Annotated in this window: 12 protein-coding genes; 7 read left to right on the plus strand and 5 right to left on the minus strand. The window is 39.0% G+C overall.

Annotated elements, in window-relative coordinates; genetic code table 11:
• Window positions 1-10 precede the first annotated feature (10 nt).
• Together EV200_RS00965 and EV200_RS00970 are read left to right on the plus strand one after the other, a co-directional pair.
• Window positions 11-1,531: a RagB/SusD family nutrient uptake outer membrane protein gene (locus EV200_RS00965; RefSeq protein WP_132528956.1), complete on the plus strand. Its 1,521-nt coding sequence runs from the start codon at window positions 11-13 to the stop codon at window positions 1,529-1,531.
• Window positions 1,525-3,378 carry an alkaline phosphatase gene (locus EV200_RS00970; protein ID WP_132528957.1) on the plus strand — a complete coding sequence of 618 codons (1,854 nt, stop codon included), beginning with the start codon at window positions 1,525-1,527 and terminating at the stop codon, window positions 3,376-3,378. The genes EV200_RS00965 and EV200_RS00970 overlap by 7 nt, the downstream gene beginning before the upstream one ends.
• Window positions 3,379-3,544: 166 nt before the next feature.
• Here the strand turns inward: EV200_RS00970 and EV200_RS00975 are convergent, their stop codons facing one another.
• Window positions 3,545-4,021: an ankyrin repeat domain-containing protein gene (locus tag EV200_RS00975; protein WP_132528958.1), complete on the minus strand. Its 477-nt coding sequence runs from the start codon at window positions 4,019-4,021 to the stop codon at window positions 3,545-3,547.
• Window positions 4,022-4,339: 318 nt separating this feature from the next.
• On the opposite strand from EV200_RS00975, the gene EV200_RS00980 reads away from it, so the two are divergent.
• From EV200_RS00980 to EV200_RS00990, 3 genes are all read left to right on the plus strand, one after another.
• A complete protein-coding gene (locus EV200_RS00980; RefSeq protein ID WP_132528959.1) occupies window positions 4,340-4,894 on the plus strand; it encodes a YciE/YciF ferroxidase family protein in 555 nt (184 codons plus the stop codon).
• An 11-nt stretch (window positions 4,895-4,905) separates the two neighbouring features.
• Window positions 4,906-7,098: a catalase gene (locus tag EV200_RS00985; RefSeq protein ID WP_132528960.1), complete on the plus strand. Its 2,193-nt coding sequence runs from the start codon at window positions 4,906-4,908 to the stop codon at window positions 7,096-7,098.
• Window positions 7,099-7,218: 120 nt separating this feature from the next.
• Window positions 7,219-7,509 (plus strand): hypothetical protein, encoded by a 291-nt coding sequence (locus EV200_RS00990; RefSeq protein WP_132528961.1) that lies wholly within the window; start codon window positions 7,219-7,221, stop codon window positions 7,507-7,509.
• A gap of 115 nt (window positions 7,510-7,624) precedes the next feature.
• Here the strand turns inward: EV200_RS00990 and EV200_RS00995 are convergent, their stop codons facing one another.
• Window positions 7,625-7,810, minus strand: a complete 186-nt coding sequence (locus tag EV200_RS00995) for a hypothetical protein (RefSeq protein ID WP_029286619.1) — start codon at window positions 7,808-7,810, stop codon at window positions 7,625-7,627.
• 1,367 nt (window positions 7,811-9,177) lie between these two features.
• Between EV200_RS00995 and EV200_RS01000 the strand changes: the two genes are divergently transcribed.
• Window positions 9,178-10,749: a L,D-transpeptidase family protein gene (locus tag EV200_RS01000; protein ID WP_229676709.1), complete on the plus strand. Its 1,572-nt coding sequence runs from the start codon at window positions 9,178-9,180 to the stop codon at window positions 10,747-10,749.
• On the opposite strand, the gene EV200_RS01005 is transcribed toward EV200_RS01000, so the two are convergent.
• On the minus strand, window positions 10,746-11,540 hold the full coding sequence (locus tag EV200_RS01005) for a murein L,D-transpeptidase catalytic domain family protein (RefSeq protein ID WP_132528962.1): 795 nt from the start codon (window positions 11,538-11,540) through the stop codon (window positions 10,746-10,748). The genes EV200_RS01000 and EV200_RS01005 overlap by 4 nt on opposite strands.
• A gap of 237 nt (window positions 11,541-11,777) precedes the next feature.
• On the opposite strand from EV200_RS01005, the gene EV200_RS01010 reads away from it, so the two are divergent.
• Entirely contained in the window at window positions 11,778-12,026 is a 249-nt protein-coding gene (locus EV200_RS01010) for a hypothetical protein (protein ID WP_132528963.1), read from the plus strand.
• 122 nt (window positions 12,027-12,148) lie between these two features.
• Here the strand turns inward: EV200_RS01010 and EV200_RS01015 are convergent, their stop codons facing one another.
• Together EV200_RS01015 and EV200_RS01020 are read right to left on the minus strand one after the other, a co-directional pair.
• Window positions 12,149-12,652 (minus strand): RNA polymerase sigma factor, encoded by a 504-nt coding sequence (locus EV200_RS01015; protein WP_132528964.1) that lies wholly within the window; start codon window positions 12,650-12,652, stop codon window positions 12,149-12,151.
• A gap of 334 nt (window positions 12,653-12,986) precedes the next feature.
• Window positions 12,987-13,607 (minus strand): Crp/Fnr family transcriptional regulator, encoded by a 621-nt coding sequence (locus EV200_RS01020; protein ID WP_132528965.1) that lies wholly within the window; start codon window positions 13,605-13,607, stop codon window positions 12,987-12,989.
• Window positions 13,608-13,691 lie beyond the last annotated feature (84 nt).

The following is a 13,691-nucleotide window of genomic DNA, read 5'->3' on the forward strand; positions in this document are numbered from 1 at the left end:
TCTACAACTCATGAAAACGAATATAAAATTCTTTGCACTGCTGGCCTTAACTGCCTTTGCATCGTGTACAAAACAATTGGATATCACGCCGGAAGGATCTCCATCGGCACAAAATTTCTGGAAAACAAAGGAAGATGCCATTAAAGCCGAAGCCGGCATGTATGAAAACTATAACTCAGAAGATTTTTACGGTCGCGGTATGTTCTGGTTTATCAATGCCAGTGATGATATGGTTACGGGTAGGAACAAACCTGAAGGCGATAACATTAAAAACTTTAACAGAAGTTACATTGGCGGTGGTTATACCGAATCACAGTGGAGCATGCGTTACGCCATTATAAAAAGGGCAAACGACATTATTACCAATGTGCCAGCCATTGCTATGGATGAGTCTTTAAAGAAACAAATTATTGGTGATGCTTATTTTAACGCTGGTTTGGTTTATTTCCAGCTGGCCTCTAATTATGGTAATGATAAAGCTGGTGTACCTATTGTAACTCCGGATGCTGATGCGTCTGTGGCCATTCCAAGGGCAAAAAATGTGACGGAGAACTATGATTACATCATTTCATTATTATTGAAAGCCGCAGATAATTTACCTGATTTTTCAGCAATGAAGGCCGATGATTATGGTAAAGCGCACAAAACTGCAGCCTGGTCATATCTATCAAAAGTTTACCTGTTCAAAAAAGATTACGCCAATGCAGCAAAATATGCAGATATGGTGATCAGTTCAGGTCAGCATGATTTATTACCTAACTTTGCTGATGTATTTAAAGCCTCAAATAACTGGTCTAAAGAATACATTTGGTCTGTTGTATGTACACCGAATGGCGGCGGAACAGGTTGGGGCAGTAAGTTGCCTGGCGTAATGCTAACCAACAAAGCTTGGGGAATTTACAACGGCTGGGGTTATTACCTGCCAACTAAAGAACTTTATGATTCTTTTGAAACAGGAGATCAGCGTCGTGAGGTAACTATTTTAAAGCCAGGTGATAAGTTTATGTTTTTTGGCGCTGAACGGAGTTTTACCAAAGATGGTGGAGCGACTTCAAATTACCAGTTTAAGAAATATATGGAGCCTTTCAGTTATGCTAATCCAATTCCTACACATGTAAATCCGAATGGAGATAATGGAACAACAGATTTAAATGTGCCTTTAATGCGTTTTGCTGAAGTCCTTTTAATTAAAGCTGAAGCGGCGATTAATTTAAATGGCGCTGGTGCAGGCGATACCGAACTAAATAAAATTAGGGTAAGGGCAGGGCTGTCACCAAAAACCGGAATGACCATTACTGATTTGAAAAGGGAACGCCGGAATGAATTGGCTGGTGAGTGGGCCGATCGTCACCGCGATTTGGTACGCTGGGGAGATGCGCAAGCCACTTATGCTAAACCACTACATGATTATGATGGTACGGTTATCTGGCCAGCCAGAACGTTTAACCCACAGGTTCATGATGTTTGGGCCGTTCCACAGCGAGAAATCGATAACAGTTCAGGCGTAATTAAACAAAACGCAGGATGGTAATAAGAACTCAATTTATTTGTTTATTATTCATCTTTTTTGGCATTCAGTCAGTTTCTGCACAACAGAAACTGACTGCCAATAACGGCCATAGTCACAATGATTATAAACAGCAAATCCCCTTGTTGGAAGCTTATTACGCAGGGATGGGCTCCATTGAAGCTGACGTTTTCTATCGCGATGGTGAACTTTATGTAGCGCATGAAAGCAGTGAGATTAAACCAGGCAAAACCTTAAAAAAGAGTTACCTTGATCCGCTGGTCGCCTTGTTTAAAGAAAATGGAAATCAACCTTATGTTAGTGCCACGCAAAAACTTCAGCTGGTGATTGATATTAAGGAAGATTACCAGCATGTGCTTGCCACCCTGATCAAACAGTTGAAAGGTTATGAATCTGTTTTTGATCAGTCCAAAAACCCGTCTGCTATTAAAATTGTGATGAGTGGTGACGTACCGCCAGCTGATCAGTTTAGCCAATATCCGCAAATGATATTTTTTGACGGCCGTCCGGGAAGAAATTATACTGATGAACAGTTGAAGCATATCGGGATGATCAGTGATGATCTTTCGCATTTTTCAGTATGGAATGGAAAGGGTACTCCAACACCACCTGATTTGGAAAAGATGAAAAAGGTGATTGCTGAAGCGCATCAGATGGGCAAACCTTTTCGTTTCTGGGCCACAAAAGATAGTCCGAATAGCTGGAAAGAATTGGAACAAATGGGAGCAGATTGGATTGGAACAGATCGGCCGAACGCTTTAGGCGAGTTTTATAAAAATCGTGATAAAATGGAGTACGTCAATACCAAAAAGTATCAGCCTTATCAACCAACCTATAAAAATGATGGTTTGCCCAAAAAGGTTAAAAATGTGATTCTTTTAATTGGAGATGGAATGGGATTGGCCCAGATTCAGGCAGGTTTAAGTGCCAATTTCGGACAACTTAATATGGTTAATATTCAACATATTGGTCTTTCCCTCACAGAAGCTTCCAATTCTGATTTTACTGATTCTGCAGCAGGTGCTACGGCAATGGCAACCGGCCAGAAAACCAATAATCGTTACATCAGCATGGATGTGAATGGGAAGCCTTTACCATCCATCACAGAAATTTTAGCGCCACTTGGCGTAAAAACGGCTATCATCACCAGTGGCGATATTACAGATGCTACTCCAGCAGCATTTTATGCGCATCAAATAGAAAGAACCATGTCGCAGGAAATTGCTGCCGACTTTCAGAACAGTTCTGTTGATGTGCTGATCGGTTCGAGGCGCAAAAGCTTTTTTGAAAATAAGGATGTCAATTTAATGCAGAAATTAAAAGCCAAAGGTTACCAGTTGCAAAATAACCTGAATGAATTTACTGCGGCAACATCAGGTAAACAATTGGTGCTATTGGAAGATTCTGTTACCCGAAGTATTTTAAAGGGTAGGGGCGAGATGCTTAAAACATCACTTGTAAAAAGCATGGAATTACTAGGCAAAAATAAAAAGGGTTTCTTTATCATGGCTGAAGGGGCACAAATTGATCATGGCGGACATGCAAATGATTTACCTTATGCGGTTACCGAGCTGCATGATTTTGATCGGATGGTGGGTGAAGCCATGCGTTTTGCTGACCAAAATGGGGAAACACTGGTTATTGTGACAGCAGATCATGAAACTGGCGGACTTTCATTGTTAGATGCCTCGTATAAAAAAGGTACTGTTCGCGGGAATTTCAGTACGGATGACCATACCAATATTATGGTTCCGGTTTTTGCCTACGGCCCAGGATCACAAAAATTTACAGGTGTTTATCCAAATACTGATATTTTTAAGCGAATCTTAAAGGCTTTTGGTGTAAAATAATATTTAAGCCCATCAACTCCCCTCCTTTTTTAAGGAGGGGTGCCTGAAAGGCGGGGTGGTTAATGATATAAGTGATCATATCTATAAATCACTCGTCATGCTGAACTTGATTCAGCACCTTTAAAATTAACACATGTATAAATCCTGAATTATATTCAGGAAGTTATCAGGATGCATTTAACAATTTTAGTCCATCATCATTTCCTTGCATAACAGCCAGGTCTGCAGCAGTCTGTCCACGGGCATCCTTCATTTCTGTATTTGCACCGTTAGCAAGCAATAATTGCAACACATCGTTTCTTCCAAACATGCTGGCAAACATCAGTGCTGTGCCACCATTACCATGCTGAAGGTCGAGATTTGCGCCACGTTCAACCAAGAGTTTAGCAATTTCAATATAACCTTTAAAGCTTACCCCCATAAGTGCCGTATTGCCCCCATCATCGGCAACATTAATATCTGCTCCGGCATCAAGTAGCAATTTAGCAGCTGCTAACTGATTGTTATAACAAGCAATAATCAGTGGCGTAAATCCTTTTTCATCGCGTGCATTTAAATTGGCATTCCTGCGAATCAGTTCCTGTAAAACTTCCATTTCGCCTTTTCTTGCGGCGGGTATCATTAACTGGTCGATATTTTCCATGCAATCAAAACCATAGAATCCCATCAAAGTTTGCCTGATGAACAGTTTATTTGATGATTTTGATAGGTGTTGTATTTTATCCTTAAGAAGCGGCGGTTTTATTATTAGCATATCATTGAAATAAAAGTATTTATCGCCGTAAAACTCTCAAAACTATTTCGTGTCGGCATGGGTTGTCTTAAGACATAATGCTGCTGAAACGAAACCTTGGATAAATGAGTTTACCTGATGATGAAATATAAATATCTCAGATCATCAGATCGCTTGCCAAATCCTTCTAATGCAGTCCACAAACATCAAATTAAACAAAACATCAATATGAAAAAACAGGAAAGCGGTACTGAACCAAAGTTAAGTACTAAAACCAATAAAGATTCTTCTTCAGCGCTCCAGGAACTTTTTACCGATGGCATCCGCGATCTATATTGGGCAGAAAATCATCTGGTTAAGGCATTGCCTAAAATGATTTCTGCGGCTACGGCATCAAAACTTGTTTCTGCACTTGAATCTCATCTGGAAGAAACAAAAACGCATGTATCCAGATTAGAGCAGATTTTCGAATTACTTGGAGAAAAAGCAATTGCAAAGAAATGTGATGCCATGGAAGGTATTACTAAAGAAGGCGAAGGCATTGTAGAAGAAACAGAACCAGGTACTGCCACACGTGATGTAGGTATTATTTTGGCCTCTCAAAAAGTAGAACATTATGAAATTGCATCTTATAGTGGTTTAATTCAACTGGCTACCACATTGGGTTTAACAGAAGTGGGCGATATTTTGGAAGAGACGCTGTCTGAAGAGAAAAATGCGGATACAAAACTATCGGATATCGCTGGAAACGAAATCAATTACAAAGCAGCAGAGGAAGCTTAAGATAAAATATTATGGCGAAGAAATCAGTAGACAATACCAGTAAACCTGCGCAGGTTGAAAATGATAAAACCACCAAGCTGGAAGAGTTTGTTGCCGATAGTACAGGGCAACAATTGACAACCAACCATGGGGTAAAAATTAGTGACGATCAGAATTCCTTAAAAGCTGGCGACAGGGGAGCAACCTTGCTGGAAGATTTTATCCTTAGGGAGAAAATCACGCATTTTGATCATGAGCGTATTCCAGAACGTGTGGTTCATGCGAGAGGATCAGCCGCTCATGGCGTTTTTAAAGTGTATGAAGATATGTCTGAAGTTACAAGAGCAGCATTTCTTTGTGATCCGGGTACAGAAACACCTGTTTTCGTTAGGTTTTCAACGGTAGCAGGATCAAGAGGATCAACCGATCTGGCCAGAGACGTAAGGGGTTTCGCAGTTAAGTTTTATACACAAGAAGGAAATTTCGATCTGGTTGGAAACAATATGCCTGTCTTTTTTATTCAGGATGCCATAAAGTTCCCCGATTTGATACATGCTGTAAAACCTGAACCTGATAATGAAATGCCTCAGGCTGCATCGGCACATGATACTTTTTGGGATTTTATTTCGCTACTTCCTGAATCGGCACACATGATCATGTGGGCTATGAGTGATCGTGCCTTACCAAGAAGTTACCGCATGATGGAAGGTTTCGGTGTACATACTTTCAGGTTCGTTAACGCCTCTGGCGTGGCGAGTTTTGTTAAATTTCACTGGAAACCACTTTTAGGTGTGCATTCAGTTGCGTGGGATGAAGCTCAGAATATTTCTGGAAAGGATCCTGATTTTCATAGAAGAGATCTTTGGGATGCCATTGAAGCTGGTGCTTTCCCCGAATGGGAATTAGGTGTTCAGATTATACCGGAAGAAGATGAATTTAAATTTGATTTTGACCTTTTAGATTCTACTAAACTTATTCCAGAAGAATTGGTTCCTGTGCAAAGAATCGGTAAAATGACGCTGAACCGCAATCCAGATAACTTTTTTGCAGAAACAGAGCAGGTAGCCTATCACATTGGTCATGTAGTACCCGGAATTGATTTTACCAATGATCCGTTATTGCAAGGCAGACTTTTCTCTTATACGGATACCCAGTTAATTAGGTTAGGTGGACCAAATTTTCATGAAATTCCAATTAATCGTCCGGTAATTTCTGTCCATAATAATCAGCGAGACGGCCACATGCGCCAAACCATTAATCGTGGAAAAACAAGTTACGGGCCAAATGCCATTGCTGCAAATGATCCACAACAAACTACTGCTGCAAACGGCGGTTTTACCAGTTATAATGAAAGAATAGATGCCAGAAAGATTAGGGCCAGGAGCAAAAGTTTCTTAGACCATTTTTCTCAGGCGAAATTGTTTTTCGATAGCCAATCTGACCCTGAAAAAAATCACTTAATTGATGCCCTTTGTTTTGAATTGGGGAAAGTGAAAATGGTGCCTATCCGTGAGCGTATGCTCGGCGTTTTAGCACATATTGATAAAGGTCTTGCTGCCGCCGTTGCTTATTCACTTGGTTTACATGTGCCTGAAATTCCATTAGCAGAACTTAATGGAAGTGTTCCTGCTGATGCTGATCCTGCAGATTATGCATCTGAGAAGAAAGAAGGTCCATTGGCTAAATCTGAAGCTTTAAGTATGGCCAATACCATCAAAGATTCGATTGTAACCAGAAAAATTGCCATTCTGGCTGCGGATGGTGTAGATGGAAAATCATTAAGCACCGTAAAAGATGCATTGGTTGCTAAAGGCGCAGTAGTTCATATTATTGCACCTAAGCTGGGTGAGATCATCTCGGCAGAAGATCAGCATATTCAGGTAGATGAAAGTTTTCTAACAGCTGCATCTGTACTTTATGATGCCGTGTATGTTCCCGGAGGAACGAATAGCGTAGCGAGTTTAGAAGCTGAAGCTAATGCTGTTCATTTCCTGAATGAAGCCTTTAAACATTGCAAGGCGATTGCTGCAGATGATGCTGCCATTCAAGTATTGGAGGCGGGTTATTTCCATAAGAAACTTCCGGCAGAATATTCTGCCGAAACAGTACTTAGAGAAGGTATTATTGTATCAGATGATCTTTCTACTTTAACAGATTTGTTTGCTCAAATGATTGCGATGCACAGATTCTGGGATAGGGAAGTACCAAGAAAAATTCCGGCTTAAATTGTAAGCCAGGTATTATTATACGAAGACCGGTGAGAAGCCGGTCTTTTTTTTGTCTGGTGCATTTCGCAGAAGACTATTTTAAATCATTTACTATTAGATAATTTTAATTAACAGCATATGGATAATCAAAAACATGTTCCTCGCTTGACTGAGGCACAGCAGAAAAAATTTGAAGAAGGACTTTTTGAAACCCGCTGGACTGAAGCTGGAGAACCTTATTTCGTCGTGGAAGACGGGGTTGATCTGAAAGAATTTGCAGCATTAGCCAAAATGGTTTTAGAAAGCAAGAAAGAGATTGCACATGATTTTACTTCAAAAGTAATCGATAAATCAGGTGAAGAGGAAGTAACTTTTGAATATCAATCAGGTTGGTTTCTGGAGGGCTTAGGTGAATTGCCTTTAAACTAACAGAAGATTCTTTTAGTAATTTATCTTTAAGCAGCTAAAATAGCTATATAACAGCATGTCCACCTTGAAACTTAATTCAAGGTGGACATGCTGTTGGTTTCATTTGTGCTGTGTACTAGTTTTTTACTTCGGCTTTTTTAGCTTCAGCTTTTTTTGCTGCGTGCTTACCATGTGCTTTTTTCACTTTTTTAACCTGTGTAGTATCAGCTTTTGCTTTTGCAGGTGTTTTAGTTTGTGCGCTAACTGTGTTTACAGTAAAAGCTGCTACTAGGGCGATCATTAAAACTTTAATTGCTTTCATTTTCTTATAGTTTATAAATTATTAAACCTTGTTAATTGTTCCATAAATGTCTACATCCTAAATGAAGATTTAATGAATATTAAAAATTCGCAATTAAATCATTCGACTTACGAAGTTTCGGTGGAATGGTGTGCAGGGGAAACTTCGTCAGTCTGAAATAGATTTAATGGATTGATGCTTGGTTTCTTAAACTGGCGAAGTTCTACTACGCTCGTGGCCTTTGAAACTTCGCAAGTTGATCATTCGACTTACGAAGTTTCGGTGGAATGGTGCGCAGGGGAAACTTCGTCAGTCTGAATGTAGCATTTGGAATATGAAAATCCGTCATTGCGAACTGAAGGGTAGGGCTTAGTAATGGAGTGAAGCAATTTGATTCGTTAAAATAGATTGCTTCGTAGGCAAAAAAGCCAACTCGCGTTGACGAAATATAAAAATCCGTCATTAGCATTGCTTTATTTAAAACTGGCGAAGTTCTACCACGCTCTTGGCCTTTGAAACTTCGCAAGTTGATCATTCGACTTACGAACTTTCGGTGGAATGGTGTGGCAGGGACAACTTCATCAGTCTGAATGTAGCGTTTGGAATATGAAAATCCGTCATTGCGAACTGAAGGGTAGGGCTTTTGTAATGGAGTGAAGCAATTTGATTCGTTAAAATAGATTGCTTCGTAGGCAAAAAAGCCAACTCGCAACGACGAAATATAAAAATCCGTCATTAGCATTGCTTTATTTAAAACTGGCGAAGTTCTACCACGCTATTGGCCTTTAAAACTTCGCAAGTTGATAACTCGACTTACGAAGTTTTGGTGGAATGGTGTGCAGGGGAAACTTCGTCAGTCTGAATGTAGCGTTTGGAATATGAAAATCCGTCATTGCGAACTGAAGGGCAGGCTTAGTAATGGAGTGAAGCAATCTACTTTGTGAAATTTATGAAGGAGATTGCTTCAGCAGATGAAGAATCTGCTTCGCAATGACGAAATATAAAAATCCGTCATTAGCATTGTTTTATTTAAAACTGGCGAAGTTCTACTACGCTCGTGGCCTTTGAAACTTCGCAAGTTGATAACTCGACTTACGAAGTTTCGGTGGAATGGTGTGCAGGGGAAACTTCGTCAGTCTGAATGTAGCGTTTGGAATATGAAACCCGTCATTGCGAACTGAAGGGTAGGGCTTAGTAATGGAGTGAAGCAATTTGATTCGTTAAAATAGACTGCTTCGTAGGCAAAAAAGCCAACTCGCAATGACGAAATATAAAAATCCGTCATTAGCATTGCTTTATTTAAAACTGGCGAAGTTCTACTAAGCTCTTGGCCTTTGAAACTTCGCAAGTTAATTGTATGTATCCATTCATTTTTAGTTAAATGAAAATTGGTAAAACAAATACTACATAAATGGGATTATATCCGCATGTATTTATGGAGTTTTAAAAAGCCGGCCTTAACTGGCTTATTGGTGCTGACATTATTCAGCTTAACTATTATCACAAGTTGCAGAAAAAATAAATCCCAGGTTGGTGCTCATCTGGCTAAAGAAACCGGAAACAAAATCTTTAGTCAGATTGATATGGAAGAATTTGGGCAGAAATTAAAGTTGGCAATTGCTAGCCGTTCCAAAACACTACAAAATCCTAAATTTACTGATGCCTTATATGCCGCTCATCAATATGAACCTATATTGGTTGAGAAATATTTTCCAGATAGCGGGCTTTTAAAGGCGGTAGATGTCATTGCCCAGGTTGAAGATCATGGTTTATCTCCCGAAAAATTTAAGGTTTCGAAATTTAAATCCATTCTGGAAAAAATTTATCAGAAGTCTGAAGTAAAAGATTTGGATGCGGCTTATCAAACGCTTATTGATCTTGAACTCGCCGCAAGTTATACCATTACCACCTATAGTCAGGCTATGGAATTTGGGTTGGTTAGTCCGCGAAAGATTTATGCACAATATTACACCAAGACCAAAAGGCCGGATTCATTGAGTTTTAGAAAACCTTATCAAACTAAAAACCTGAATACCTTTTTAGATAGCATTCAGCCTCAGGGGGCAGATTATAAAATGTTGCAACAGGCCTTGAAGCAGCATACGCTTGCACCCGGTCGTTCTGCTGAAGAAAGCAAGCGATTAATTGCTGTAAACCTGGAACGTTTGCGCTGGCAGAATAACCCTACAGAAGATAAGTATGTATGGGTAAACATTCCCGAATTTCAATTACAGGTGATTGAAAAGGGCCAGGTTTCTTTAGCCATGAAAGTATGCGTGGGTGAAGGACGGAACCAAAATATGGCTCCTTCATTAACTGAATATGATGATAATGAACTAGAGAAGGACCGACCATTTAACAGGGAAACGCCACAGCTTAAAAGTTTGATTCATAGTGTTCAGGTAAATCCAGTTTGGAATATTCCAGAAAGTATTGCAAGCAATGAGATTGCCAAATACGCAGCAAAAGATCGTTATTATTTGGGTAATAAAAATATCGATGTGTTTTATAAAGGAAAACTGGTAGAAGATCCAGAAACAATTGACTGGTCTGCAGCTGATGTTGGCAAAACCTATACTTTTAAACAGCGTCCGGGTGATGATAACTCACTTGGTAAAATTAAATTTCTGTTTAATAACCAAAGTAGTGTTTATTTGCACGATACACCAGCTAAAGCCGCCTTTAATCAACCTGTTAGGGCGGTAAGCCATGGCTGCGTAAGGGTAGAGCAGCCAGAGGAATTGGCTAAAGCACTTTTTGGTACCGGAAATAAGTTTGACCGAATCAGTACCGGAATGATGAGTAAAGATCCTAAAGCTGAAAATATTTCGCTTCCAAAGCAAATTCCAGTATACCTTAGCTATTTTACCTGTTGGCGGAATACAGCGGGCGAACTGAAATTTGCAAAGGATATTTATGGATTGGATGCCGTATTATATACACATCTTTTCAGAAGCTAATCAATGTTGTTGCCGTAGAGATTATTGTTTTTCATTTCAGGCATAACGGCCAGGTACGCACTATCTTCATTTAAGTAAGAAGAAGAGTATTTTTCTGCAGATCTGTTAATGAAAAGTACACTACCTTCTCCAAGTGAAGAAATCAATGCATCAGCCAGTTCAGGAGAGACTGCAGGGCATCCCTGGCTTCTACCTAAGCGGCCTAAAGCAGCAATGGTACCTTCGCTTACATATGGAGCGCCATGAATCACGATAGAACGAAGTCTGGCGTTGTCATTAAAGCCAGGGTCCATGCCATCTAATTTTAATGAGCGGCCATGTGTACCCTGGTATTCCTCGCCGGTAACAAAAAATCCAATGCTGCTCGTAAACGAATCGTTTTGATTCGAAAACGTTACCGCCTGATCTTCACCACTTCGCTGTCCGTGGGCTACCCAAGTGTTCAGAACCACATCTTTTTGCTCAACGTTTAATACATATAGCCGCTTATGGGTGCTGGGCTGGTCAAAATCAGCAATGGTTAAAAGTGCATGGTCAGAAAGCAGGCCAGCTTTCTTCAAATTATAAAAACCAGTAAGTGCTTTTTCAAACACAGGAAAGGCAAGACCGGAATCTTTTAAATGTGCCGATTGGTAAAGTGATTTTGCATGATGGATATAGGCAGTTTCTAAGGAAGCTTCTTCCAAATTCTTTTGCGTAACCTTCCTAGTGTCGCTATTTTTCCATGAAGTAAAAACGGAGCAAGTTGCAATTAATAATAGACCGGAGATTCCCAAAACATAATTTCTCATAGGCGATACGATTCTAATAATGATTTAAGTAGGTCTTTATTTATAGGCTTATAATTTTGTGGTGAACATAAATATACAAAAATGTTACATAGAAAGCAAATTAAACTAGATATTTCAATACTGCTCATACCTAAATAAATAGTATTAAGCAATAATATTGGTGGAGTTCAAGTTGAATTAATTTTCCGATAAACCTTTTTCTATTCTTCCTGTTATTCATAAAAAAGCAATATTAAAATGATTGAAAAGAAAGAACTTTTATCAGAAAATTTGAAAGACTTTATGGATTATTCTGTAGATGTATTAAATGCTATGGATGGCGCTCCGGAGCATTCTGCGGCGCAGCAGGAAGTGGTAAGGGAAAAGATCCAAAATTTGAAAATATACCTGAGTCACCTGGAGACTTCTTATAATGAGAATACACCGCAGGTTAATACAGGCTCAGTAACTGGCGAGACACCTACCATCTCAGATATTGTTATTTAATCAATGGGCATTACACCTAAAGAATTATAATACTCAAGGATTTTTAGTTTTTACTAAAAGAAAATCGGGCATATTGAATGATTTATTCAGTATGCCCGATTTGGAATTTAAGCTTTACCATTCTAATTGTATTGCTTAAGTAGCTTTTTTAATCTTAATCTGGCATGATGAATATAGGTTTTAACTGTACCCAATGGTAAATTTAGTTCGTCGGCAATTTCCTGATACTTATACCCTTCGAAATACCTGATAAAGGGTACGGAATAAATCTTAGGGAGGCTATTCAGTGCTTTCTTAATGTCGTCCATGGCAAAACTGGTTTCAGCACCATTAGCAGCAGCGCTATAAGTCATCTGACCTGCCGAAACTTCATCTTCACGAACTACCCGACTTCGGTGCCTAACGTTTTTATGATAATTATTGATAAACGTATTTCGCATAATTACGAAAAGCCAGACTTTGGTGTTGGTTTGATAATCGCACCTGTAAGCAAAACGGGTAGCTTTAACAAGTGTATCCTGAACGAGGTCATTCGCATCGTCGAGGTCCTTGGTGAATTTAAGCGCATGCGAGATAAGTGATTTGGCATGTGCTTTCACGCTGATGGAAAATTCATTCTCTGTCATAGGTAAACTAGTTAAGATTTAATGAGGGTGATTGCGAAAACAACACCAAAGCTTTTAGGAGGGTTTTTGAATAAAAGGCAGAAATGCCTTAATGGGATAAAAACGGGTAAATATACTGATGGTACACAGGTATTTAATCTGTAACTATCGTAATTCTACCAATGATTTATATGAATGACAGGGGAAGTTTTTAACCGTAAAGGTTTTAAGTATGGATGTCTTTGATTGCGTAAGACACTTCTGGAATAAAAATAATTTATCCCAGAAAAATCATTGTATTGTTCTAGTTTATTGAAGTGCTTAGAAGGAAATTGTAAAAAAAGAAGCTATGCTTCTATGTCATTTTTATAAGTCTGGTATCAAGCGCTTTATTTCTAATTCTGCTTAATGTTTCCAAACGCATGACCAGGTAACTGGAAAGATAGCGCTGCGGGATCCGGTTCAAACCTGGATGGCTAGCTTCAAACTTTAAATATCTGCCCAAGGCGGATGGTATTCTAGCCAGAAGAGATCTTTCTAATGCCTCATGATAGCTTCTTTCCAGTAGTTTCCTGTTAATAATCTGTGTTTCCAAATAATTCTTGTTAAGGAAATCGATCAATTTATAAGGTATGCGAATGAGCTCGCAATCTTCCAATGCCTGCAAATATTCAATGGAGTAATTTGATTTATGCCCTGGTTTTTGCATGGCTTCAATAAATTGATTTTCGAAAGCAAACCGGGTACTAATATCATTCTCTCCTTCCCTTATAAAAGCCCTCAAGAGGCCTTTAACCAAAAAGTAAATGGAGTCATTGTTATCTATTGGAGAGAGTATGAATTTGTTTTTTTTAATTTGTAAGTGATCACAATTCTTTTTGTGATGGTTTATAAATGGCTCAGAAAGCGGATGAATTTGCGCTAAGTAATTAAAGAGCGGTTGTAAAAATAAATGATTTTCAGTATCTGCTTTCATATGCTACATCTAATTGTTATGCTTATTGCAAAAAACAAATAAGTTTTAAATGCAATATCAAGCATCAAAGTTAATTTATATAGC

Source organism: Pedobacter psychrotolerans, from assembly GCF_004340665.1.
Classification (GTDB): Bacteria; Bacteroidota; Bacteroidia; order Sphingobacteriales; family Sphingobacteriaceae; genus Pedobacter; species Pedobacter psychrotolerans.

Coding starts and splice junctions, on each gene's coding strand:
- EV200_RS00965 (WP_132528956.1), top strand. CDS start 11: ATGAAAACGAATATAAAATTCTTTGCACTGCTGGCCTTAACTGCCTTT.
- EV200_RS00970 (WP_132528957.1), top strand. CDS start 1,525: ATGGTAATAAGAACTCAATTTATTTGTTTATTATTCATCTTTTTTGGC.
- EV200_RS00975 (WP_132528958.1), bottom strand. CDS start 4,021: ATGGAAAATATCGACCAGTTAATGATACCCGCCGCAAGAAAAGGCGAA.
- EV200_RS00980 (WP_132528959.1), top strand. CDS start 4,340: ATGAAAAAACAGGAAAGCGGTACTGAACCAAAGTTAAGTACTAAAACC.
- EV200_RS00985 (WP_132528960.1), top strand. CDS start 4,906: ATGGCGAAGAAATCAGTAGACAATACCAGTAAACCTGCGCAGGTTGAA.
- EV200_RS00990 (WP_132528961.1), top strand. CDS start 7,219: ATGGATAATCAAAAACATGTTCCTCGCTTGACTGAGGCACAGCAGAAA.
- EV200_RS00995 (WP_029286619.1), bottom strand. CDS start 7,810: ATGAAAGCAATTAAAGTTTTAATGATCGCCCTAGTAGCAGCTTTTACT.
- EV200_RS01005 (WP_132528962.1), bottom strand. CDS start 11,540: ATGAGAAATTATGTTTTGGGAATCTCCGGTCTATTATTAATTGCAACT.
- EV200_RS01010 (WP_132528963.1), top strand. CDS start 11,778: ATGATTGAAAAGAAAGAACTTTTATCAGAAAATTTGAAAGACTTTATG.
- EV200_RS01015 (WP_132528964.1), bottom strand. CDS start 12,652: ATGACAGAGAATGAATTTTCCATCAGCGTGAAAGCACATGCCAAATCA.
- EV200_RS01020 (WP_132528965.1), bottom strand. CDS start 13,607: ATGAAAGCAGATACTGAAAATCATTTATTTTTACAACCGCTCTTTAAT.